This window comes from Bartonella sp. 1-1C, assembly GCF_002810325.1.
In the GTDB taxonomy this organism is placed as follows: Bacteria; Pseudomonadota; Alphaproteobacteria; order Rhizobiales; family Rhizobiaceae; genus Bartonella; species Bartonella rochalimae.
In genome coordinates this window covers 1-25,361 of the sequence record NZ_CP019489.1, presented here as the reverse complement: position 1 = coordinate 25,361, position 25,361 = coordinate 1, and the positions used below count along the sequence as shown (strand labels likewise).

Below are 25,361 nucleotides of genomic sequence, written 5' to 3'. Positions count from 1 at the left end.
TAAAATAAAATGCCATTCTAAAATATTGGAGAGGCATTTCTTTGAAAGAATAAAATGTGTCTCTATTTTTACCTTTTGAAAGCTATGATCTCCCTAGACCTTGTTCAAACCAATATTTTTTAGGTTTTGGTTTAACTAAAATTCCTGATAAACAATGGATAAAAAATCTTGAAATTATAACCCCTTGGCGACAAGATTTTTTAAAATTTACCAATGCTAAATTTCAATGTAGCCCCCAAATAAATCAAACTATAATCTATGATGGAGGACTGCTACAACTTGGTAAATATCGTGATCTTAATCAGAATCGTTTTCTTGATCTATTAGAACGAGTCAAACCTAGTGGATGGATCATCATTAGTGGAGAAAAAACTGCTGGTTCTGCCTCAATGATAAAATGGGTTAACACTCTTGTTCCTATTAGTAAAAAATTATCCAAAAATCATAGCCATATCTTCTGGCTGCAAGTACCGCAAAAAATAGATAAACAAAATATTGCTCATTTTCGCTCATCACCACTCAGTTTTGGAAATAAATTTCAGACTACTTCTGGTATGTTTTCTCACGGTCGTATTGACCCAGGATCTGCTGCACTTATACCTTATTTACATAAAGTCATTTTTGGAAAAACAGCTGATTTTGGAGCGGGCTGGGGATTTCTTTCTTATACCGCACTTGAAGTAAGCAAAAACTTAACTGCACTCGACCTTTATGAAGCCGACTATAACGCTTTAGAGGCAGCAAAAAAGCATCTACAGCACATAAAAACCTCTCTTCCGATTGGCTTTTATTGGCATGATCTTATTTATGAGCCTATAAAAAATATTTATGATACAATTATTTCAAATCCACCATTTCATACACAACAAACAACAGACATTTCATTAGGGCAGCATTTTATTATAAATGCTGCAAAATACCTTAAACCTAAAGGTCGCTTGCTTCTCGTTGCAAATCGCCATCTACCTTATGAAACACTATTAAAAAAGCTCTTCTGCACAGTTTTTATACATGAAGAAGTTCATGGCTACAAAATCATAGAAGCATGTCGATAGATCACTATATGCAAAGGTCTCTAAAGAACAAAACGTGAAAGATCTATATCAGAAGCAAGATCTCCTATAGATTTTCTGACATAATCAGCATCAACTTTAAATGAAGTACCGGCCTTATCAGGTGCCGTAAAAGAAATTTCATCTAAAACACGCTCCATAACCGTCTGCAAACGACGTGCGCCAATATTCTCGATCCTCGCATTTAAATCAACAGCAATATCAGCTAACGCATCAATTGCATCATCAGTAATTTCTAAATGAACTTCTTCTGTTGCCATTAAAGCAATATATTGTTTAATCAGACTAGCTTCAGGTTCAGTAAGAATACGCCGTAAATCTTCCCTTGTTAAAGCATTTAATTCTACACGGATAGGCAAACGACCTTGCAGCTCCGGTAACAAATCAGAGGGCTTAGATACATGAAAAGCACCAGAAGCAATGAAAAGAATATGATCTGTTTTTATTTGCCCATATTTAGTCGCAATTGTTGTCCCTTCAACTAAAGGCAAAAGATCTCTCTGAACCCCTTCGCGTGAAACAGCAGCAGTTGCCCCACCATCGCGAGTTGCAATTTTATCAATTTCATCAATGAAAACAATTCCATCATTTTCAGCAACACGAAGTGCCTCTTGAATAATTTGATCTTGATCTAGGAGTTTCTCCGATTCATCATCAATTAATGGTTTAAAAGCGTCCTTTACAGTCGTTTTGCGTACCTTTGTACGAACACCCATCTTTCCAAAAATATCTGATAAATTCATAATACCCATTTGTGCACCAGGCATACCAGGAATATCAAAAGTTGGAGCACTATTACTATTATCAGTTACTTCAATTTCAATTTCTTTGTCGTCCAATTCTCCTTCGCGCAATTTTTTACGAAAACTATCGCGGGTAGCAGGACTCGCGGTTTTTCCTACAAGAGCATTTAAAACCCGTTCTTCAGCATTAAGATGAGCTTTTGCTTTTACTTCATCACGTTTTTTTTCACGCACAAGAGAAATTGCAATTTCAACAAGATCACGAATAATTTGCTCAACATCGCGACCCACGTAGCCCACTTCAGTAAATTTAGTGGCCTCTACTTTAACAAAAGGAGCTCCAGAAAGTTTTGCTAATCGACGAGCTATTCCTGTTTTACCAACACCCGTTGGCCCTATCATCAGAATATTTTTAGGCATAACTTCTTCACGCATCTGCCCTTCAAGCTGTTGTCGACGCCACCGATTACGCAGTGCAATAGCAACAGAACGCTTAGCATCATTTTGTCCAATAATAAAACGATCAAGTTCAGAAACAGTTTCACGAGGGGAAAATACAACACACATTCAAATAGCTTTCTCTAAAGGAGGTAATTCAGCATCCAACGCTTCTATTGTAAAATTATCATTGGTGTAAACACAAATTTTAGCAGCAATACTCATAGCTTTAGAAGCAATAGTTTCTGCATCTAAGTCCATGTCCATCAATACCCGTGCAGCCGACAAGGCAAAATTACCTCCAGAACCAATTGCCATCACTCCATCTTCTGGTTCTAAGACATCACCAAGACCTGTCAACGCCAAAGTAGTTTTTTGATCAGCCACAAGCATCATTGCTTCAAGACGACGTAAATAACGATCGGTACGCCAATCTTTTGCAAGCTCTACACATGCACGCATAAGCTGATCAGGATATTGCTCCAGTTTTGTCTCTAATCTTTCTAATAGTGTGAAAGCATCTGCTGTAGCGCCTGCAAAACCAGCTATCACTGCTCCACTTTTCCCAAGACGACGAACTTTGCGCGCGTTACTTTTCATAATTGTTTGTCCAAGTGAAACTTGACCATCACCAGCCATAACTACTTTATTACCTTTTCTTACAGTTACGATTGTCGTACCATACATAATATCAGGCTTATGCTCTGTCATAAGAAAACTCCTTAACATGGCTTCCTTGTATCATACATAAAATAAAATCACTAATCCCTTTATTTAATAATATATATTGCAAAACACAATGATTGAGCACACTTCAATTTTTCTCAATATAAAAAATGATATCATTGTTGTATACTCAAATTATTTTATATTGCTTTGTATAAGCAATCTGCCTTCTTACAGGGGAAAATTATGAAAAGAATAGCAGTAGGCACATTAGGTGGAACAATTGCAATGACAGCCAATAATTTGGGCCAAATGCAACCGACTTTAACATCAGATATACTCATAAAAAATATTCCTGATTTAGAAAAAATTGCTGATATTCACAGTTACACATTAACACAACTACCGAGTGGATCTCTATCTTTTAAAATTCTACTTGAAACAATAGAATGGGCAATACAGCAAATCAAGATGGGTGCAGATGGTATTGTTTTAACGCAAGGAACCGACACATTAGAAGAAACAGCTTTTTTTCTTTCCCTTTATTGGAATAGAGCTGAACCACTTGTTGTAACTGGTGCTATGCGTATACCCTGTGAAGCAAGTGCTGATGGACCTGCTAATTTTTTGGCTGCGACCCGCGTCGCTGCTAATCCACAAAGTCGTAATAGAGGAGTCCTAGTTGTAATGAATGATACTATTCATTCACCCTACTGGGTACAAAAAAGCCATACTGTTAAAGTCGAAACGCTGCAATCAGGTCTAATAGGCATTCTAGGAACAATTTTAGAAGGAAAACTCTTTTATTTTAACGATCGAAATTTTTTTCCTACAACTTTCACAGCTCCTAAAAAAAATGATCATCAAGTTGCGCTGCTATATTCCTCTTTATCATCTGACACACACTTGATGAAATTTTGCCTTGAAAGTGGGCATTATGCAGGCCTTGTCATAGCAGGTTTTGGTTCAGGCCACTGCAGTTTTCAAGCAGCAGATATAGTACGAAAATACGCAAAAAAAATACCAATTATCATTGCAAGCCGTTCTTATCATGGTCCAACAACTCGTACAACCTACGGTTATAAAGGTTCAGAAATTGATATGATTTCTTCTGGTGCTTTAATGTCTGGCTATTTATCAGCAGTAAAAGCCCGTTTACTTTTATGGGCTTTTTTGGCAGAAGGTCTATCACAAAAACAAATCATTGCACGCTGGAATGATTGGACTATAAGTTAATTCACTATTTTAAAACAAAACATGATTTTTTAAACAAAAGACAGCCTGTTGTTCTGCCCTCAATCATGACAATTTCTAAAAAATAATCTAAAAACTCTTGGCCAATAAAGATGCTTGATACTACTCAATTCAAAAACAATCAAGAAGATAACTTGATCAATTACATTTCTGATCAATATTCTCCCTACACTTTTTTTACTGTACAAGAATGGTCTCAATTTCGCGCAAATACCCCACTTACCTTAACTTTTGATGAAATTAAACGCTTACGATCAATCGATGATCCTATCGATTTAGAAGAAGTGCAATGTATTTATCTTTCTTTAGCGCGTCTCTTATCATACCATGTTGAAGCCGTACAAGAACTTTTCCGCAAACGTCAAATATTTTTGCATCAAGCAGATACCAAAAAAACACCCTTTATTATTGGAATTTCTGGTTCTGTTGCGGTGGGAAAATCAACAACCGCACGTATTCTTCAAGAACTCATGAAACGATGGAAATCTAGTCTTAAAGTTGATCTTGTTACAACCGATGGATTTCTTTACCCTAATGCCATTTTACAAGCAAAAAATCGTATGAATCGTAAAGGATTTCCTGATTCCTATGATATTAAAAAATTATTGCGCTTTCTTTCTGACGTAAAATCAGGCATTGGTAATGTTAGTGCACCGCTTTATTCGCATATGATCTACGATGTTCTAGAAAATCAAAAAATTATTATCGACCGGCCTGATATTTTAATTGTTGAGGGTGTTAACGTGCTTCAAGTTAGTGATTATCCTAAAGATGGAAAAATTGTACCTTTTGTTTCAGACTTTTTTGATTTTTCAATCTATGTAGATGCTGCAACAGAAGTGATCCATCAATGGTATTTAGAACGTTTTAAACAGTTACGTAAAACAGCTTTTCAAAAACCCGAATCTTATTTTCATCGTTATGCACTGTTAAATGAAGAAGAGGCCTTAAAAATTGCTGAAAACCTTTGGTACACAATTAATCTAAAAAATTTACAAGAAAATATACTACCAACAAGACCGAGAGCTGATCTTATTCTACGAAAGGGGAAAAATCATTTAGTTGAATATGTTGCACTTCGAAAACTATAAGGATTATAAATACATGCTTCAACATCAAATTAATTTCACTGCCACACGTTCTGATAAGAGCTGCCCTATCCTCTTAATTGATACAAAAAACTTTGCTAATTTAGCTCTTGATTCATCAATAACCTCATGGATGAAAGTTAATGGCTTTACTGGAAAAGCAGGACAAATATTATTTGTTCCCCACGAAACAGGACAATTAAAACAAGTTTTATTTGGACTTGGCGATAAGGAAAACCCTTTCATAACAGGACTTCTTCCCAAAAATCTCTTCACTGGCTATTGGCATTTAGAAGGAACTACCTCAAATGAAATGAATACCTATCTTGGATTAGCATTTGGGAGTTACCAATTTAACCGCTATCGTCAAAAATCCCCTTCTAAATCACTATCGATCCATGTACATAACGCAATTGATCTGGATGAACTTAAACGAATTTATGAAACTATCTTTTGGGTCCGTGATCTTATCAATACTCCAGCTAATGATATGAATCCTAACACTCTCGAAATAACAACACGCCAACTAGGGCAGACTTATAATGCTCATGTCACAAGTATTTGTGGAGATGATCTTTTAGTACAAAATTTTCCAATGATTCATGCTGTAGGACGAGCAAGCAACATTGCACCACGACTCATTGAACTACAATGGGGACAAGAAAACCATCCTAAAATCACATTGGTTGGCAAAGGAGTGACTTTTGATTCCGGAGGATTAGATATTAAATCTGCCAATAATATGCTATTAATGAAAAAGGATATGGGTGGTAGTGCGCATGTTTTGGGATTAGCAAAACTAATCATGGATGCAAAACTTCCTTTTTGTCTGCGTGTTTTAATTCCTGCAGTTGAAAATGCCATTTCTGCTAATGCTTTCCGGCCAGGTGATATCCTTCAAAGCCGTAAGGGATTAACTGTTGAAGTTGGCAATACAGATGCCGAAGGCCGACTTATTCTTGCTGATGCCCTAACCTATGGTGATGAAAAAAGCCCCCAGTTCATGATTTGCATGGCTACTTTAACCGGAGCAGCGCGCATAGCATTAGGGCCAGATCTCCCTGCATTTTATTGCAGCAACCCAATATGGGCACAGAAAATTTCTCAATCAGCAAATTCCATTACTGACCCTCTATGGCAAATGCCACTTTGGAAACCCTATAGACAAATGTTGTCATCACAAATTGCCGACATTAATAATACATCTGGAAATAACTTTGCTGGCTCTATAACTGCCGCTTTATTTTTAAATTCTTTTGTCGAAAAAGCAGAAAAATTTGCTCATTTTGACCTTTATGGATGGTCTCCAAAAGAAACACCAGGTTATCCTGTCGGTGGAACCGCACAAGCTATTCGTGCTCTTTATAAACTCTTCAAAGATCAAATTTGATATAAATAATTGGTAAGGATGTACAATAATTTGAACAAATTATAATTTTATTCTTTCTATTGGATAAGAGATCTATTAATATTCGCTGTTAGTCCATTAGAGGTAAAAAATGCCTTATAAAAATTCACCGTTGCGTACATCTCAAGGTATCCTCACAAATCAGCAATTTGAAACTCCATGTTCTGTCCAAGGAGAAAAAAGACGCATTAATACAGCTGTTGCAGGTCTATTTAAAGAAAACAGTAAGAAAAGCGAAAGGCAAACAGAGTGCCTCCTCGGAGAAGAGATCTTAATCCTTGAACAAGGTGAAACCATGTCAAAGGTAGAATCGCTTAAAGACGGTTATGTAGGTTATATTGATACACAAATTCTTTGCACATCAACCATAAAACAAACGCATATTGTTTCAGTTCCTCGTACTTTCCAATATTCGCAAGCTGATTTAAAAAAGGCTGTAGAACGTGCTTTGTCTATGGGAAGTAAAGTAACCGTTGTTGATGTAACTGAAGAACGTGGTACAATGTATTCTATTCTTGAAAATGGAACAGCTATTATTTCTTCTCATCTTCAGCCTATTCAACATACGTTCAAAGATTATGTAACTGTTGCTCAAACTTTTATTCGCACACCTTATCTTTGGGGAGGTGTTAGTGGCTTTGGTCTTGATTGCTCTGGACTAGTTCAACTTTCTATGATGATGGCAGGAAAAGCAGTTTTACGTGATACTAGTATGCAACAGCAAACTATAGGAAAACCACTAACAGATACTGATACTCTTAAACGAGGTGATTTGATTTTTTGGCAAGGCCATGTTGCAATTATGATTGACTATAAAAATATTATTCATGCAAATGGCTATTCTATGGATGTTATGGTTGAACCTTTAGAAAAAGCAGTTGAACGAATTGCTAAAAATCACAAATATCCTGTAGCAAAACGTCGACCACTTTAATAACACCTTAAAAATTTAATAGCGTAATATCTTAAATGCTATTTTAGAACATTTTGTTTATCCAATTATTTTGAATTTTTAATATTTGTAAACACACTCTATAATTCTTTTAATAACAAATTTTTCTATATTTAATCTTTTGATATTATAAATTATTTTTTTAAAACGCAGATAATTTCATCTTTTTGCATAATCTGTTTTTCAATTACAATGTGTAAACTACTTATTAAATATATTTTTAACAGCATGATATGACTATAAGATATAAAGAAATATTCCTGAGAATTAGAATCCCTGTGAGTTTGGCTAAACAACTTAACGAAACTCACAAATAATTATTCAAAATAAGAACAAAACTAATCTTTAAAGGCTAAAATTGATAACGTAAACCACCCGAAATACTAATTCCAGAAAAGCCAGCTTTGGTTAATTTATGTTGGTATAACAAATCGCCATGGAATGTTATAGTATTAGACAATTGAGCATGAACACCCATCCCTGTTTCAACTGTAGAACCAAATGCACCTAACTGAAAAGCGTCTTTAAAATGCACTATTCGCTTGACATCATAACTATGCGCAACATGAAGTTTGCTATAAAAGGAAACAACATGTGCCTTTTCGGAAGAAGAAACAACTTTCGTTAAACAACCACCAATACGTCCTATCAATTGATTATGGCTTCCTAACTCAATATCAAACCGATCTATATCACGCGCTTTATCAAACAGGAGAGACTGATAAACAACTTGAAGCTGCGGTTCAAGAATAAGACCATTATAGCCTGTTATAATTGCATGACCGCCCATCAAAGAAGCATTCAAAAGTCCCCCTTTTAATTCTGCTGTTTTTCCACGAGAAAGAGTGACAACATCGCCCTTAAAAAAATCATAAGAGATAAAGCCATTTGCATAAACGCCTGTATCATGATGCAAATTAGCATAAAGCTTTCCTGACCATTTATTAAAAACACTCTTTTGACTTTGTTTAACCTCACGAGGCTGAAGAGAGAGCTGACCATAACCGCCCATAAATCCAAAAGACGAAGCACTATGTTTACTCTCTAATGTATTTAATACAATACCTACTGTCACATTATTATAGTCAAGATCAGCTCCATAACCATGTTCAAAAACGGATAAATTTGAAGTATAATGATGGTTACTACCATAACCACGGACAAAAAAGCTTGTCTTTCTATTTTTATCAGGCTCATGAGAAGCATTTTGTATGATTTCCAACAGTTCATGTTGATTACTTACATCTACCAAACCTGTGTGAAATAAAGCATGAGGTAAAAGCAAATAACTTGGCAGTTGTGGCACAACCGCTGGTACTCTTTTTTCAGGTAAATCTGGTGTTCTAGGATCCTGTGGTTTGGATGGCGTTGGTGGTTTCGGTACCGGTGGTGCCGGTGGAACTGGTGGGATTGGCGCTGGTGGTTCCGGTACCGGTGATGCTGGTAGAACTGGTGGGATTGGCGCTGGTGGTTCCGGTACTGGTGATGCTGGTAGAACTGGTGGGATTGGCGCTGGTGGTTCCGACACCGGTGGTAATGATTCCGGTGGTACTGGCGCTGGTTTTGGTGGTGATGGTTGTACTCGTGGAGAAATATATTTACTCTGCAGACGATAATCCCAAAAATTACTTCCATTACCACTAACTAACTTTTGATCAAGACTAGCCTGACCATGAGAAGAACTTGGGCCATAAGCAGAAAGAACATACTGATAAGGTGAACCATCAATTGTAATATAATCACCTTCCAATTTGAAAGAATGTTCTTGTGCCGTACCGGAAACCTGAATAAGCGAAATACCCTGAGTATTCCCATTCCTCCCTATATCATCTTTCGAACTTCCATTTTGGCCAGTAACGTAAACAGTGGTCGTACCAGACACATTGCCATGAATCAAAAGCCTATCAGTCTTTTGGTCGTTAATGTTATTTTCTTTACTAATAAAAACGTTCAAGTAAAGCTTTGCATCATTCACAGCATTATAAACAACACCCGATCCTTTTCCAACATTAAGTGTTTGATAAACAAAATTTTTTGGTGCATCAAACTGAACAATACTATGATCCAATTCTAAAGATGTTATAAACCATGCAATGTTATTCAAATGCCTTTGACTTGTAGAAGTGTTATTTTTTCTTGTTGTCAAAGTCCAGTTTGAATTATTTTTCAAACTAAAATTTACAAGAGCTCCATTAGCGATAGAAACTCCCCCTTTGAGGATAGACTGATCAGCCTGAATGTCTATAATTCCTCCTTTGGCTTTTAACAAAAGATCGCCGGAGATATTGGAATTTTTTGATAATTTAACAATAGATGTTTTCTCATGAGCATAAAAATCTTCCATTAAAGCATTTTGTTTTGTGATATATATCGCTGGATATTTTTCAGCTGTAATAGTTGAGTTTTCAATATCGACCTTTTCCCCCACCATATTTCTGTTCACGGGCTGATACATTGTTATACCATAAGTATTAGAAACAGAAACTCGCCCATCCTTTAAAAAAATAGATCCTCCTGTATCTAGATACAATCCACCTCTATCATCTGTTGTTCCCTTACCATCGTTGTTTTTTCCAGTAATTATGACACCATCTAAATCAGTATGTCCCTTTTCTCCTACAAACACCCCCACTCCATTTGTAAAATCAATTGACCCATTTATCATTTCAAGCTTACTGTTATTATTGGCGATATACATCCCTAAAGAATCATAAGGGTACTCATTACTTCCACCACTCTTCACTGTAATTTTTACATTAGTTAAGGAAATATCACCCTGAGATGCCTTATCTATTACAACACCTGTACCAACAACATCTATTGACCCATTGATCATTGTAATTTTGGAATTACACATCTTATTAGAAGAACATCCAGCATATAAACCCATATTAGCACGCTGCTCCTTCCCTTCGCTCAATGTAATATGGACATTCTCTAACTCTACTCCTTGACTACTCCACGAGCTTACTCCTATACTCCTTTGATCATAATTTAAATTAATTGTTCCACCCACCATTTTAATTGCCCCATTTTCATTAGCGGAAAGGCCTTCTGCTACTTCCTTAATAGTTGAATTCTGCAAAATAACTTTCCCATACTCTTTTGCAAATACGCCTGTTTTAGAGTTAGTAATGGTAATGTTCTCCGCATTAATAACTGTCCCTGATTTTTCTGCGGATACTGCCTTAGAAAATGAAGAACCCTTCTGCTCATTTAATTGATAGCTCTTACTCGTAAAAGTATGTGTTTTACCATCAGAACATTTAAGAAAAGAACTACTCTCTGAACAATCTGTCATTTCAGATGTCGCATTAACATCTATATTGTGCAAAAAGAAAAAAGCACTTGTTGTACAAGCACAAACGTAAGTGTAATTTTTAAAAACTTTAAGCATAATTTTGCCTCAATTTTTTCCTTCCAATCAAAATTAACATCTCGAAAGATATATCTTAACAACTAAAAAGTGTATTATTATATCTTTGCACGTGTCTTAATTTAATACATTATGTGTTTTATTTAATACGTTATGTATTTTATGTAAAGCAAGAAATAAATTGTCAGATGTTCCTAATGAGATATCTTATTTTGCAAGAAACAAAACTTTTTCATGCTCGATATCATCGATTACCTTAGATCATCTTTCTATGTAAAAATCATTACTTTTTACTTGAAAACAAATTTGTATCGTCAAGATATCTGGTTTATGATATTAATTAAGCGCTACGCCTTAAAGTAGCACTACACTTCATAAACAGGAAAAAAATCATGTATTTTATTACTTTGTAGAAAAAATTTCACAGCAAATACATGATTAATTGTACTGAACTGACATAAATTTTCAGACCTATATACTATTTGAGCTATTTTTTATAATAATATTCCGAGTATTTAGACCTTTTTAACCAACTGTATGCCATGCTCGAATAAAGTTTCGAATCTATCCTCCGTATCTCAAATGGCAAATTACATAAATGAAGAAAAAGAGGTGTAAATATGAAACATTTTATTTGGTTTCGTTTTTTTGTACTCTTATCATGTATATTAATGACAGGAGGGCTTCTATTTGTCTCTCTTTCCTTTTCACATCCGCAAACACTCAATCAAGATTTAGGTCCTAGTGGTTTACCACTTCCACGATTTGCTTCGATAAAATCCGCTCGTGTTAATATGCGTGTTGGACCAGGAAATAATTATTCTATTATCTTTACTTATCAAAAGCAGGGACTCCCTATTGAAATTATCCAAGAATATGATCAATGGCGCAAAGTTCGTGATGCAGAAGGAGATGAAGGATGGATTTACCAGTCACTCTTATCAGGAAAACGAACTGCAATAACTATTCCGTGGCAAAAGGATAAAACACACAGACTCATGCTACGTAAAAATCCAGGAGATAATGAGAAAATTGTAGCAGAAATAGAACCTAATATCATCGGTACTATTCGCCAATGTAATGGAATCTGGTGCGAATTAGACATCCGTAACGCTCGTGGCTGGCTTTATCAAACCCAATTATGGGGAATTTATCCTGACGAAAAAATTAAAAATTAAAAAAGCTTAAACTATCAGCATTTCATTTTTATTCTTCATATAATCTTTGAAGTTCGTAAAATTAAATAGAACTCTTTGGCCTTAAACGAATGATTAAATCGACATGCGAAATTTCCATATCGTTTGGTGGTTGAGGGAGATTTTCAATAATAGGAGAATCTTCCAAATTACAAGGAATATCAAGAATACGATTTTCACCCTCAACATAGAAATGATAGTGATTAGATGTATTCGTATCAAACCAAGTTTTCGAACCTTCTACAGCAATAATCCGCAATAAACCTGCTTCTGTAAACTGATGAAGAGTGTTATAAACTGTCGCCAAAGACACAGGCACACCTGACTTAACTGCCTCTTCATATAACTCCTCAGCAGTAACATGGCAATCACCTTGAAAAAAAATCATATTAGCTAGTTCTAATCGTTGACGCGTTGGCCGCAAACCATTTTTACGCAAACGCTCTTTTAACTCAGATAATGAATGGCAATTCACAACTTCCTTACGATTTCCGATAAATCGTTCTTTTTTATTCAATCTCAAGTCATCAGTACTCATCTAAGATATTATAAATCTTCCTACATGCATATGCAAGTTTGGTTTACAATTTAAATACAATGAAAAAACAAGATAATAAATATTTTAAATGATAATCCTTTGTAATAAGGAACGTAAAAAACTTTTTGTCACCATTAATAATATAAATCATTTCCCTCTCCTGAAAATTTGCTCTAAAAGTAGATTAGGATAGAGGCATAAAAAGAAATATGGAAATAACAATGGCTGAACAAAAGTCTCACTACACTTATGAAGAGCTTTTAAGCTGCACTCGCGGCGAAATGTTTGGTAAAGGTAATGCACAATTACCTGCACCTCCAATGTTAATGATTCACCGAATCACTCAAATCAGTGAAACTGGTGGAGAATATAATAAAGGAGTAGTTTGTGCTGAATTTGACATTACTCCAGACTTATGGTTTTTTGATTGTCATTTCATCAACGATCCTGTTATGCCAGGGTGTCTTGGTTTAGATGGTATGTGGCAATTGACGGGTTTTTTTCTTGGATGGTTAGGTGAACTAGGAAAAGGACGAGCTATTTCAACAGGAGAAGTAAAATTATCAGGCATGGTAACTCCGCAAACCAAATTGCTTCAATATGAAATAAATTTTAAACGTATTCGACGTGGACATTTGGTTTTAGGAATAGCAGATGGATGTTTAAAAGCAGATGGAGAAACAATCTATAAAGCCAATGATTTACGCGTCGCTTTGTTTAAAGAAAGTTAGACATTCTTTCAACAAGTTAAAGGTATTTTATTACTCTATAGGAAACAAGGAGGTATGAATGCGTCGAGTTGTTGTAACCGGAATGGGTATTATCTCCGCAATTGGAAATGAGCTTCAAACTGTTTTAACGAGTTTATATGAAGCAAAATCAGGAGTTTGCTATGCACCCAAGCACGCTGAATTAGGTTTCCGAAGTAGAGTCTATGCTAAACCGAGTATTAACATAGAAGAATTTGTTGATCGGCGAGCTATGCGTTTCCATGGCTATGGAACAGCGTGGAATCAGATTGCTATGGACAGAGCAATTACTGATGCAGGTTTAGAACCTAATGAAGTATCAAATGAATATACTGGTATTATTATGGGCTCTGGAGGACCATCAACTCGATCAATTGTTGAAGCTGCTGATCTTACACGTCAAAAAGGCCCAAAGCGCGTTGGACCTTTTGCTGTCCCCAAAGCAATGAGTTCTACAGCTTCAGCAACTCTCGCAACTTTTTTTAAAATTAAAGGGATTAATTATTCAATTTCCTCAGCTTGTGCTACATCCAATCATTGTATTGGAAATGCTTATGAGATGATACAATACGGTAAGCAAAATCGCATCTTTGCAGGTGGTTGCGAAGATTTGGATTGGACATTATCTGTTTTATTTGATGCTATGGGTGCTATGTCCAGCAAATATAATCATACACCAGAAACAGCTTCACGTGCCTATGATATTAATCGTGATGGATTTGTCATTGCTGGTGGAGCCGGTGTTTTGGTTCTTGAAGAACTGGAATTAGCTAAAGCGCGCGGTGCGAAAATTTATGGCGAGATTGTTGGTTATGGTGCTACATCCGATGGGCATGATATGGTCTCTCCATCTGGTGAAGGAGCAGAAAGATGTATGCGTATGGCTCTTGCAACCATAAAAAATAAAATTGATTATATTAATCCTCACGCAACAGCAACAATTGTTGGAGATTCCTCTGAAATAGATGCAATTCGTCGTATTTTTGGAGGAGGAGACCAATGTCCACCCATCTCCGCCACAAAATCTTTAACTGGGCATTCTTTAGGTGCAGCAGGTGTTCAAGAAGCAATTTATACACTATTGATGATGAATCATAATTTTATTTGTGAAAGCGCTCATATTGAAGAACTTGATCCAGCTTTTTCCGATATGCCAATTGTTCGTAAACGTCTCGATAACCAAAAACTTAATACCGTATTATCAAATACTTTTGGCTTTGGTGGTACCAATGCAACCCTTGTTTTCCAACGCTATACATAAGCAGGAACTCTTAGTGTATTGAAACTATCATAGTCTATGGAGAATAATATGAAAGGTTTGATGAAGGGCAAACGAGGTCTCATTATGGGAATTGCAAATGATCATTCGATTGCTTGGGGTATTGCATGTCAATTAGCAAATGCAGGAGCTGAACTAGCTCTTACATATCAAGGAGAAGCTTTTGGAAAACGCGTCCAGCCATTAGCAGAAAAGCTTGGTTGTAAATTATTATTAGAATGTGATGTTGAAAAAGTTGAAAATATCAATCGTGCATTTGAATATCTTGAAAAAGAGTGGGAAACTATTGATTTTGTTGTTCATGCTATTGGTTACTCAGATAAAATGCAATTAAAGGGGCGTTATGTTGATGTTACAACACGTGAAAATTTTAATCGTACAATGGTTATTTCAGCATATTCCTTTACTGAAATTGCTCAACGCGCTGGTAAGCTCATGCCTAACGGTGGTGCATTATTAACACTCACTTATGGAGCTTCACAGAGAGTTGTTCCTAATTACAATGTAATGGGTATAGCTAAAGCAGCTTTAGAAGCTATGGTGCGTTATTTAGCAACAGATTTTGGGCCCCAAAATATTCGTGTCAATGCAATTTCAGCTGGACCTATTCGGACTTTAGCTGGTAATGGAATCGCATCCGCACGAGCAATCTTCTCATATCAACGCCGTAATGCGCCTCTACGTCGTACTGTAAATATTAATGAAATTGGAAATGCGGCTCTTTACTTACTCTCCGATTTATCATCAGGAGTTACAGGTGAAATTCATTATGTTGATTCAGGCTATAACGTCTTGTCTATGCCAACACTTGAAGAACTAAAGCAAAGCGAAGAAGCTCAAGAAAATAAAAACTCACACAACGAAAAATAGCAGAAGCGTCTATTGTCAAAAACTATAAAGTTGAAAAATACCTTAAACTTTAAAAACGTATTTAATACCCCCTAATAACCAAAAAGCCACGTTATAAGCTTTAAAATTAAAAGGCTCTATTTTCGAATAACAGTTTTAACAATTGATTACTGATTTCCTTCTCTTCAAAAAAGTTGCTTTATTGATCTGGTATCTCAGAAGGCTGTTCTATTGTTTCTGGGGTTTGTTCAATCATCTCGAAAGTGTTAGAGGGCTGCTCTATTGTTTCTGGTACATTAATGAATTTTTCTTCTAATATATTTGTACTGATATCTGGTTCAACAATACGCCCCGAACCGCCCATCATATTATAATTTAAATGAGATATAGCCCACCAAGTACCACCGATGATAATAAAGGCACACATAGCGGTAAACAATAAAGCTGTTAGATTCCATCTGGCATCTGGACCAGAATTCAAATGCAAAAAGAAAACAATTTGTACAATAATTTGTATAAGTGCCATCCCAATAAGATAAATAACCTTTGTACTAATAGCCCAACTATCTAATAATCCATACATTACAGGAATAAAAGAACCTAAAGTAAAAAGAACAGCTAAAATAAAGCCAACTAGATAAGAACCAATACTTGGCTCATGATTTTTATCATACATGCTCATTACAGTGCTCCTAGCAAATAAACCATAGTGAAGACACCAACCCAAACAATATCAAGTAAATGCCAGAAAATTGAGAGACATGTTAAACGTGTTTTATTATCCTGATCCAAACCACTACGACGCAGATGAAAAAACATTACAACCATCCACAGTAAACCGACACTCACATGAAGACCATGGGTACCAACCAACGCAAAAAATGCTGACCAATAAGCAGATAGAACATTTCGCCCAAAAGATTTTATGCCTGTTGTAGGATCAACACCAGCATAAGCATTAGGATCGTAATAGAACACCTCATTCAGCAGTTCATAAAATTCATAAATTTCCATTCCAACAAAGCATAATCCAAGCGCGAAGGTAATTGCCATCCAGACGCGTAGCTTAGCAAGAGATCCCTTATGAGCATACACCATAGCAAACCCATAAGTAATTGACGATAATAATAAAATTGCTGTTTCAACCAAAACAAAGTTTAAATTAATAAACTCATTACCAGCTTTACCTCCTCCATAAGAAGCAGAAAATACAGCAAAACTCGAAAACAATGTTGAGAACAAAATTAAATCTGAAAGAATGTAAACCCAAAATCCAAATATCATTATTGAACTACTATGATGATCATGATGATGTTCGTCCGCGCATACATGATTCATTGTTGTCGCACTCATACTTTTACCCCTTGTTTTTCTAAAACAGCTGTGAAGATATCTTCTGTTTTTTGCACCTCTTCGGCTGAAATATAATAACCATGATGATCACCCATTAATGAATGATAAATAATCGTTGTAACAAATCCAACTAATCCTAAAATAACCAGCCACCAAATATGCCAAACAAGAGCAAAGCCAACAATTAATGAGAAAAAGCCTGCAATAATTCCAGCTGATGTATTTGAAGGCATATGGATTTTTGCAAACCCACTTGTCGGACGCTGATAACCTCTCTTTTTCATATCCCAATAGGCATCCTCACTCCGCACTTCTGGAATAATTGCAAAATTATAAGAAGGAGGAGGAGAAGAAATAGACCACTCAAGTGTTCGTGCGTCTCCCCAAGGATCATTTGATGTTACCGGCAAACGCCCTTTATGCTTAATACCATACCAAATTGCTAAAAGCATTTGTAATACAAAACAAAGTATACCAAGAAGAATAATAAAAGCACCTACTGCAGCAACCATAAACATCGGCTGCCAACCTGGCTCAATATAATGCTGAAGACGACGCGTAGCACCCATTAATCCAAGGAGATAAACTGGAAAGAAAGCAAGGTAAAAACCAATAAACCAGCACCAAAAAGATGCAATACCTAATATACGATTTGGTTTAATGCCAAAAACTTTTGGAAACCAAAAGGCTAACCCAGCTAAATAAGCGAAAACAACACCTCCAATAATCGTATGATGGAAGTGAGCAACTAAAAATAAAGAATTATGAAACTGCCAATCAGCAGGAACAATCGACATCAATACACCGGTTAATCCGCCACCAACAAACGTAAAAATCATTCCCATGCACCAAAGCATTGGAGGTTCGAAACGAATCCGCCCCTTATACATAGTCAATAACCAATTAAAGACTTTAACACCCGTCGGAACTGCTATGATCATCGTAGCAATACCAAAGAAAGTGTTCACAGCTTCACCTCCTCCCATTGTAAAGAAGTGATGCCCCCAAACAAGAAGCGAAAGAACCAAGATCACTACAATTGCCCATATCATTGAGGCATAACCAAAAAGGCGCTTTGAAGAAAATGTTGAGACGATTTCTGAAACAATTCCAAAGGCAGGCACAACTAAAACATAAACCTCTGGATGACCAAAAACCCAAACATAATTAATCCACACCATTGGGTTCCCACCAGCAACATTAGTAAAAAAATTCATGCCTAAATAACGGTCAGCTGCCAAGAGTACAAACGCAACAGCTAAAACAGGATAAATAACTAAAATAAGAATGTTACTAACAAAAGCAGACCAACAAAAAACAGGCATTTTCATCATCGTCATTCCAGGAGCACGCATTTTGATAATGGTTGCCACAAAATTGACTGATCCCATCGTTGTTGCAATACCAGAAAGCTGAAGAGACCATAAATAATAATCCACCCCTGTATCTGGACTATTTTGCAATTCTGAGAAAGGTGGATACATTAACCAACCACCACGACCAAAATTACCAATACCAAGCGATATATTAATTAATACTGCTGCCGCAACTGTGATCCAAAATCCTAGATTATTTGCAAATGGAAATGCAACATCACGGGCACCAATCTGAAGTGGTATAAGATAATTGAAAAGACCAAATAAAATTGGTGTGGCCATGAAGAAAATCATAATCACACCATGTGCTGAAAAAATCTGATCAAAATGCTCAGGAGGTAAATAACCTGCTGCTTCACTCCCAAACGCTAAAGCCTGATGTGTTCGCATCATAATCGCGTCAGCAAAACCACGAACAAGCATAATAATACCAAGAACGATGTACATAATACCAATTCGTTTATGATCAACAGTCGTAATCCAATTTTTCCAAAGAATTTTCCACCAACCAAGCACTGTTAAAGCAATAACAACAGCTAAACCGCCCAAAATAATTGCAATACACGTATAAAGAACAATTGGCTCATGCGCAAGTGCATGAAAAGCAGCTGCTGTAGGATCTGTAAGTCTTCCAAACATTTTCTACCCTATATAAAATAAATTCTAATTAAAAAGAGCCCTTATTTAAAAATGGTTTCTTTCTCGATTAACTATTTCCTAAATAGCACTTGGATCAAAAACTGAACAAAGTGTACCCCAAAGCGTCTGAGCAGCAGCCCGCTTCATTAAATCTTCATTACAAATGACATTTTCACCAACACATCGATTGACAATACGATAATAAAGCTGTTTTTCAACAGGTGCAAAATAACGGACTTTAGCATCTTCTTCTTTCGCAGCAATATTACCCATAAGGGGAGAAACAGAAAGTTGACGATAAGATAAACGATCAAGCTTCTGGCCATTTTCTCGAACTTTAGCAACCCAGTTATCGAAATCATTCAATGATACAGAATGCCATTTAAAACGCATATTTGCAAAACCATCACCACTATAATTTGCTGAGCTCCCATTGAATACACCTTGCTTATCAGCCATTAAATGTAATTTAGCATTCATCTGTGGCATAGCATAAATAACTGTACCAAGACTCGGTACCCAAAACGCATTAACAGAACTTTCTGATGTTATCTGCAATAACACTTGACGACCTTGTGGTGCATAAATTTCATTAACCGATGCAATACCATACTCAGGATAAATAAATAACCACTTCCAATCTAGTGCGACAACATCCACTTGCAAAGGCTTTTCTTCACCAACAACATCCGTAGGAAGAGTATTTGAGGGTTCAAGTTTATAAGTGTAATAGGCCGTTAATAGCCCTAAAACCATTACAATAATAACTGGAATGCCCCACATAAAAGCTTCAATTTTATTTGAGTGTCCCCAATCTGGTAAATAATCTTCTGTTGTTTTCGAAGCGCGATATTTTATAGCTAAAAAAACCACTGCAATCATTACTGGAATTACAACACATAGCATAACCAAAACACATACAATGATTAAAACAAGCTGTTGACGCGCAACATACCCCGCAGGCTGAAGAACATCAATTTTACAACTAGATAAAAGCAATGCCCCCCACAAAACCGCAAGTATCTTTATTTGTTGAATAAAGTCTCTCATTCCTACCTTCCCCGTACATGCCCCCTAGCAGTTGCCATAATATACAATATAGAACGCATCTTATTTATTCAAACAAAAATTATCAAGTAAATTTATCGATATTAACCAGTTTTAGCTTTTTAAACTGTATTTAAACTGCTTAGCAATATATTTAAGTGCAAGCTAATATCCTTCACAACCGCATCCAACAATAACCACATTTATTGCTAAATGATAAAAAGATCCACGTTGATAAATATTTAACAGATGAACTTCTCCTATTAATCCTAGAAATATTTTTAATGCATCAAAAATTGCAAAAGACGTACAGCTACAAGCAATTGGATTGATGATCAATCTGACATTCAATCCAATGACTGTTTATATCCAATTTACGAGTTGATTTTCACATTTATTTTGATAAGAAGTGCAATGTTATTATAAATCCTACTACTCAATCTTTACACGATCTTTCAATATCTTCTGAGGTTGCAGTACTACAAATTTCTAGCTCATGTGTACCAAAAAAGTTTAAATTAGGATCATTCAAAACCGTTATAATTGTAAATATGATGCGCCTTTTTTTCAATTATTCACTCATAAAAAAATTATTAATATATTGTTTATTGCAATAAAATGCCATTTTCAATTTCAAAAAACTCTGCCCGTCCTTTTAAAGAATCAAACAAAATATGATCTGTCCCTGTCATAAATGCCTGCCCACCTAAATCATCAAGAATATCAAATAAAGCAGCACGTCGATGAGAATCAAAATGAGCAGCTATTTCATCGAGAAGGAGAATAGGCGTCATATTAGATATCATACTTGTTAAACGTGCATGACACAAAACTAAGCCTGTTAATAAAGCTTTTTGTTCACCAGTCGAACATAATGTTGCGTTTATATTTTTATCTGCATAAAAAACTTTTAAATCCGTACGGTGTGGACCTTCTAATGTTCGGCCAGCAACGCAGTCTATCGCACGATTGTTACGCAATCGACTCAAAAATTGCTCTTCAACTTCAATAGCAGACATTTCCCTAAGCGCTTTTTCTAAACAACCATCAACTTGTAAAAAAGCTCTTGGAAAAGGTATACAAGAAGAAACTTGCGCAAACATATCATTTAAAAGCTGAATAACATCAACACGCGCTGCCGCAATGGCTGTTGCAAGTTCAGCCATTTGAACCTCTAAAGCATCCAACCAAACACGATCATCATTTCCATCTAAAAATAAACGATTGCGTGCACGCATAACTCTGTCATAATCTGCTATACGGCGGCCATGCAAAGAATCAATAGATAAAACCATACGATCTAAAAAACGGCGTCGATCAAGTGCAGGCCCTGTAAAAAGTCCATCCATAGAAGGGGTCAATATACTAATATGGCAATAGTCCATTAAGCAATCAATTGCTTCATTCACACCATTAATATGTACTTTTCTACCACCATCATTAACTTCTAAAGCTGTACCAATATTTGCTTCACCATAAAGTGTACACTGAAGGCGAGCAAATACAACAAACCCTGTACCACCTCCCTCAGAACAACTGATATCAGAATAAGCCGCACGTCGCAAACCACGACCAGGAGAAAGAAAAGACAGTGCTTCTAAAAGATTGGTTTTGCCAACGCCATTACGACCTGTCAAAACGACATGATGACCTAATAAATGAAGAGCTAAAGAACAATAATTACGATAATTTTCTAATTTCAGTTGTCTAACAGCCACTTTATGTATATGGCCAACACTGCTTCGCAAAACGCATTATCCCTAAACACGAATAGGCATCAGCACATAAAGCGCATTTTTATCATCATTTCCACGAATCAATGTTGGCGCTCCAGAATCAGCAAACATGAAAATCATTTCATCACTTGAAAGTTGTGCTGCAATATCTAAAAGATATCTTGAATTGAAACCTATCTCAAGCGGATCAAATACATAATTTGCAACCAATTGATCTTTTGCACTTCCTGAATCAGGATTGTTCACTACAAGTTTTACAACCCCTTTTTCAATCGTCAATTTTACTGCACGCCCACGATCACTTGAAATTGTTGAGACACGATCAACTGCAGCAGAAAAATCTTGCCGATTGACAATCAACTTTTTATCATTTCCTAATGGAATAACGCGCTGATACTCTGGAAATACTCCATCAATTAGTTTTGATGTTAAAATTACAGACCCAACAGAAAAGCGAATCTTTGTATCTGAAAGCTCTATACACACATCATTATCAGCTTCTTCCCCAAGAAGTTTTTGCAACTCTCCCACGGTTTTACGAGGAATAATAACACCTGGCATGCCATCAACTCCCGAAGGTGCTTCTATATCAACCTGCGCCAAACGATGACCATCAGTAGAAACCAAACGCAACTTCAAAATATCATCATCAATGACATGAAAATAAATACCATTCAGATAATAACGTGTCTCTTCAGTAGACATAGCAAACTGTGTACAATCAAGTAAATATTTCAATCTTGATGCCAACAAAGAGAAGCGACAACTAAACTGACCTGGAAGTGATTCCGGAAAATCTACCTTAGGAAGACACTGCAACTGAAAATTAGTACAACCAGAAGTAATAGACATAGCACTTGCCTGATCTTCATTAACCTCTAAAATAACGTTACTATCATCAGGAAGTTTGCGAACAATATCATAAAGCAAATGCGCTGGAACAGTTATCGCCCCACCTTGTTCAATATTGACTGAAGAAGATTCTATGATTTCTAGATCAAGATCTGTTGCTTTTAATTGCATCCTCCCATCACTTGTATCTATCAACACATTTGACAAAATAGGAATAGCGCTACGACGCTCCACAATACGGTGAACACGACTAAGAGATTTAAGCAGCTGACTGCGACCAATTGTAATGCGCATAAAAATCCCTGTTTATAACTTATTACCCAAAATAACTATAGGAATTCGACAAACCAAAAGCAATCAATTGACTTACAATTGCCATATGTTTAAATTTTAATAAACTTCTTTTAAAATAGCAAGATTTTAATACAAATTTAATATAAACCAAAATTATTATTTTCATCAATCCTCGCTGATCCTATTAATAATCAGAAAAAGATTATAATACTATGCGGCATACTCTCCTATTAATCGCTTAAGTAACTCAAGCTCTTTAGCTAAAGTTTGATCATCACAAACTAAATCTTCAATTTTACGTACAGCATGTAAAACAGTCGTATGATCACGTCCCCCAAAACGGCGTCCAATTTCAGGTAATGAACGAGGTGTCAAAACTTTTGCCAAATACATCGCAACTTGCCGTGGCTTCACAATTGTACGTGTTCGACGATTAGACAATAGATCCTGCCTAGAAACATTATAATGACGTGCAACAGTCCGTTGAATTTCCTCTATTCGAATACGTTTCGATTCACCTGAACGTGTCAAATGACCTAATAATTCATCAATCCGCTCTAAAGATAAATCAACTTCAAAAGATTGACGAAATAACAACTGGTTAAAAGCTCCCTCAATATCACGACCTGATCCTAAAACCGTTTTAGCAATATATTCCAAAATCTCATCAGAAATTGTAATCATATTATCATCTTGCTGTGCAACTTTTAACCGTTGGCGCAACATTGCCAAACGCATCTCATAATCTGGTGTTTCAATTTCAAGGGTTACACCTCCTTGAAGACGAGAACGCACACGAAGATCAAGCGATTCTAATTCTGCTGGTGGACGATCAGCAGCCACAATAACTTGTTTTGCACTATCGAGTAACATATTAAGCAAATGGCAAAATTCGCGTTGAATTGATTTCCCTTGTAAAAATTGCATATCATCGATAATTAAAAGATCAATGTCACGCAACTGCTCTTTGAATGAAAGAGCATCATTATCACGAATGGCCACAGCAAAACGCCACATAAAATATTCAGCAGTCAAATAAATAACCCGTGCAGGTGTCAAACGCTTAAGCGCAGCTGCTGCAATAGCCTGAAGTAAATGCGTCTTTCCTAAACCAACAGACGCATAAATAAAAAGGGGATTAAAGCGTAAAGAACTTTTATGTCCTTCTGCAATCGAGCGCGCTGCAGCCAAAGCAACACGATTCGAAGCACCTTCAATAAAATTCTCAAAAGTATAGCGAGAATCAAGTGGAGAACCAAAAACACCTACTTGATTACTTTTAATTGATTGCTCCGCATAACTCTCAACTACAGAAGAAACAGACTGCTCTTCAGGAATAATAACAATGGAGCTTTTATTAGATCCACATACAAAACCTTTTGAAACACGTTCCATACTTCGTACAATAACTTCAACGCGAAGAATTGCTGAATTCTCTTGCTGCCATAAAGTGGTTAAAAGAGCGCTATAATGGTTATTAATCCACGAACGCAAAAACGCTGTAGGAACAGAAAGTTTTACAAGATTACGATTATATTCAGCAAGTTTTAAACGGCCAAACCAACTTGTATAAGCCTCAACACCAATTTGGGCTTTTAACTGCGCCATTACACGGGCAAAAGCAGCAGCACCCTCTTCCTCTGAAAAAACTACAGGTCCTAAAGAAGACTTAACACTAACTGCCCCTTTTATCTTCATCATTTCATTTATCATTCTCTCTGTCGATAGGATATCCACTGCAACCTTTTTAAAGGAACTAGCTTTAGAATTCAATTTATTCACCATTTTTTATCCCAAAAAAACTATAATCTTGCCCTACCAAACAGCCAAAATCTGTCTGGCGAAAGCAGAGACACACCCTTCCCCAAATAAGATTATTCATCCTCCCCTTAGGATAGTCTTAAGTACAACCCTATTAACAAAGATGATCAATAAGATTTATCTTGTTTGATCGTATGATACGCTTTCCGAAACTGAAAACAATCAATAATGAAAATTAAAAAACACCACTAAAAACTGCTTAACATACGTCTACAAACAGAGCATAAGATAAAACATTCTCTATACAATATGATATAGAACACTTACCTGACGTAAACCTTGTGTATTTTCAATTTTCATAAGGAGCATACAAAACAGCACAGGTAAAATGCAAGAGGCTAAAATGAAATCAAAAGATCATAAAAGACGACTATAAATTTGTATTTGCAAAAAGAAAATAAGAAAGACTATTGATTCAAATAACTTTTTTTTTGTAAAGTTTACCAATAATTAAAGATTTCATGTATTAAAAATAAAAAATAAAAAAAGCTTGACAAAAAACGACTCTATAGAAATCCACAACACTTGTGGATAACTATCTAAATATAAAAAACAACAATACTTATTTGAAAGTAATCAATAAATCACTTTCTTGAGACAAACGAATTAAAAAACCAGCACCGATTTAGATGCT

The 25,361-nt window shown here is 36.0% G+C and carries 21 protein-coding genes; 9 read left to right on the top strand and 12 right to left on the bottom strand.

What is annotated here, in order from left to right; translation table 11 throughout:
- Nucleotides 1-56: 56 nt before the first annotated feature.
- Nucleotides 57-1,055 carry a class I SAM-dependent methyltransferase gene (locus B11cv2_RS00105; RefSeq protein ID WP_100692794.1) on the top strand — a complete coding sequence of 333 codons (999 nt, stop codon included), beginning with the start codon at nt 57-59 and terminating at the stop codon, nt 1,053-1,055.
- Between the two features lie 20 nt (nt 1,056-1,075).
- Here B11cv2_RS00105 and hslU read toward each other — a convergent pair whose 3' ends face one another.
- Together hslU and hslV are read right to left on the bottom strand one after the other, a co-directional pair.
- Nucleotides 1,076-2,383: an ATP-dependent protease ATPase subunit HslU gene (hslU, locus tag B11cv2_RS00100; RefSeq protein WP_100692793.1), complete on the bottom strand. Its 1,308-nt coding sequence runs from the start codon at nt 2,381-2,383 to the stop codon at nt 1,076-1,078.
- Complete coding sequence (gene hslV, locus B11cv2_RS00095; RefSeq protein WP_100692792.1) at nt 2,384-2,965, bottom strand: ATP-dependent protease subunit HslV; 582 nt, start codon at nt 2,963-2,965, stop codon at nt 2,384-2,386.
- Nucleotides 2,966-3,166: 201 nt separating this feature from the next.
- Here hslV and B11cv2_RS00090 point away from each other — a divergent pair, with 201 nt between their 5' ends.
- From B11cv2_RS00090 to B11cv2_RS00075, 4 genes are all read left to right on the top strand, one after another.
- Nucleotides 3,167-4,156, top strand: coding sequence for an asparaginase (locus B11cv2_RS00090; protein WP_100692791.1), 990 nt, complete (start codon nt 3,167-3,169; stop codon nt 4,154-4,156).
- Between the two features lie 164 nt (nt 4,157-4,320).
- Nucleotides 4,321-5,265 (top strand): type I pantothenate kinase, encoded by a 945-nt coding sequence (gene coaA, locus B11cv2_RS00085; protein WP_245407007.1) that lies wholly within the window; start codon nt 4,321-4,323, stop codon nt 5,263-5,265.
- Between the two features lie 13 nt (nt 5,266-5,278).
- The gene (locus B11cv2_RS00080; RefSeq protein ID WP_100692789.1) at nt 5,279-6,652 is read left to right on the top strand and encodes a M17 family metallopeptidase; all 1,374 of its coding nucleotides are present in this window, start codon (nt 5,279-5,281) and stop codon (nt 6,650-6,652) included.
- 109 nt (nt 6,653-6,761) lie between these two features.
- Entirely contained in the window at nt 6,762-7,604 is an 843-nt protein-coding gene (locus B11cv2_RS00075; protein WP_100692788.1) for an NlpC/P60 family protein, read from the top strand.
- Nucleotides 7,605-7,974: 370 nt separating this feature from the next.
- Here B11cv2_RS00075 and B11cv2_RS00070 read toward each other — a convergent pair whose 3' ends face one another.
- Nucleotides 7,975-11,019: an autotransporter outer membrane beta-barrel domain-containing protein gene (locus tag B11cv2_RS00070; RefSeq protein ID WP_100692787.1), complete on the bottom strand. Its 3,045-nt coding sequence runs from the start codon at nt 11,017-11,019 to the stop codon at nt 7,975-7,977.
- A gap of 599 nt (nt 11,020-11,618) precedes the next feature.
- Here B11cv2_RS00070 and B11cv2_RS00065 point away from each other — a divergent pair.
- The gene (locus tag B11cv2_RS00065) at nt 11,619-12,176 is read left to right on the top strand and encodes an SH3 domain-containing protein (protein WP_100692786.1); all 558 of its coding nucleotides are present in this window, start codon (nt 11,619-11,621) and stop codon (nt 12,174-12,176) included.
- 61 nt (nt 12,177-12,237) lie between these two features.
- Here B11cv2_RS00065 and irrA read toward each other — a convergent pair whose 3' ends face one another.
- Nucleotides 12,238-12,732, bottom strand: a complete 495-nt coding sequence (gene irrA, locus B11cv2_RS00060) for an iron response transcriptional regulator IrrA (protein WP_245406973.1) — start codon at nt 12,730-12,732, stop codon at nt 12,238-12,240.
- Between the two features lie 221 nt (nt 12,733-12,953).
- Here irrA and fabA point away from each other — a divergent pair, with 221 nt between their 5' ends.
- The 3 genes from fabA to fabI are packed head-to-tail and all read left to right on the top strand — an operon-like array spanning nt 12,954 to nt 15,630.
- Nucleotides 12,954-13,463, top strand: coding sequence for a 3-hydroxyacyl-[acyl-carrier-protein] dehydratase FabA (gene fabA, locus B11cv2_RS00055; protein ID WP_100692785.1), 510 nt, complete (start codon nt 12,954-12,956; stop codon nt 13,461-13,463).
- A 58-nt stretch (nt 13,464-13,521) separates the two neighbouring features.
- On the top strand, nt 13,522-14,742 hold the full coding sequence (gene fabB / locus B11cv2_RS00050) for a beta-ketoacyl-ACP synthase I (protein ID WP_100692784.1): 1,221 nt from the start codon (nt 13,522-13,524) through the stop codon (nt 14,740-14,742).
- Nucleotides 14,743-14,790: 48 nt separating this feature from the next.
- Nucleotides 14,791-15,630, top strand: coding sequence for an enoyl-ACP reductase FabI (gene fabI, locus B11cv2_RS00045; protein WP_100692783.1), 840 nt, complete (start codon nt 14,791-14,793; stop codon nt 15,628-15,630).
- 178 nt (nt 15,631-15,808) lie between these two features.
- Here fabI and cyoD read toward each other — a convergent pair whose 3' ends face one another.
- The 8 genes from cyoD to dnaA form a co-directional block, all read right to left on the bottom strand.
- Nucleotides 15,809-16,291, bottom strand: a complete 483-nt coding sequence (cyoD, locus tag B11cv2_RS00040) for a cytochrome o ubiquinol oxidase subunit IV (protein WP_100692782.1) — start codon at nt 16,289-16,291, stop codon at nt 15,809-15,811.
- A complete protein-coding gene (locus B11cv2_RS00035) occupies nt 16,291-16,962 on the bottom strand; it encodes a cytochrome (ubi)quinol oxidase subunit III (RefSeq protein WP_100692781.1) in 672 nt (223 codons plus the stop codon). The genes cyoD and B11cv2_RS00035 overlap by 1 nt, the downstream gene beginning before the upstream one ends.
- The gene (cyoB, locus tag B11cv2_RS00030; RefSeq protein WP_100692780.1) at nt 16,959-18,977 is read right to left on the bottom strand and encodes a cytochrome o ubiquinol oxidase subunit I; all 2,019 of its coding nucleotides are present in this window, start codon (nt 18,975-18,977) and stop codon (nt 16,959-16,961) included. Before cyoB ends, B11cv2_RS00035 begins: the two co-directional genes overlap by 4 nt.
- 78 nt (nt 18,978-19,055) lie before the next feature.
- A complete protein-coding gene (cyoA, locus tag B11cv2_RS00025) occupies nt 19,056-20,027 on the bottom strand; it encodes a ubiquinol oxidase subunit II (RefSeq protein WP_100692779.1) in 972 nt (323 codons plus the stop codon).
- 162 nt (nt 20,028-20,189) lie between these two features.
- Nucleotides 20,190-20,363 (bottom strand): type II 3-dehydroquinate dehydratase, encoded by a 174-nt coding sequence (locus B11cv2_RS07585; RefSeq protein ID WP_371410328.1) that lies wholly within the window; start codon nt 20,361-20,363, stop codon nt 20,190-20,192.
- Nucleotides 20,364-20,629: 266 nt separating this feature from the next.
- On the bottom strand, nt 20,630-21,772 hold the full coding sequence (gene recF / locus B11cv2_RS00015; protein ID WP_100692778.1) for a DNA replication/repair protein RecF: 1,143 nt from the start codon (nt 21,770-21,772) through the stop codon (nt 20,630-20,632).
- Between the two features lie 12 nt (nt 21,773-21,784).
- A complete protein-coding gene (dnaN, locus tag B11cv2_RS00010) occupies nt 21,785-22,906 on the bottom strand; it encodes a DNA polymerase III subunit beta (protein ID WP_100692777.1) in 1,122 nt (373 codons plus the stop codon).
- A gap of 210 nt (nt 22,907-23,116) precedes the next feature.
- Entirely contained in the window at nt 23,117-24,691 is a 1,575-nt protein-coding gene (dnaA, locus tag B11cv2_RS00005; RefSeq protein ID WP_100692776.1) for a chromosomal replication initiator protein DnaA, read from the bottom strand.
- Between the last annotated feature and the right edge of the window lie 670 nt (nt 24,692-25,361).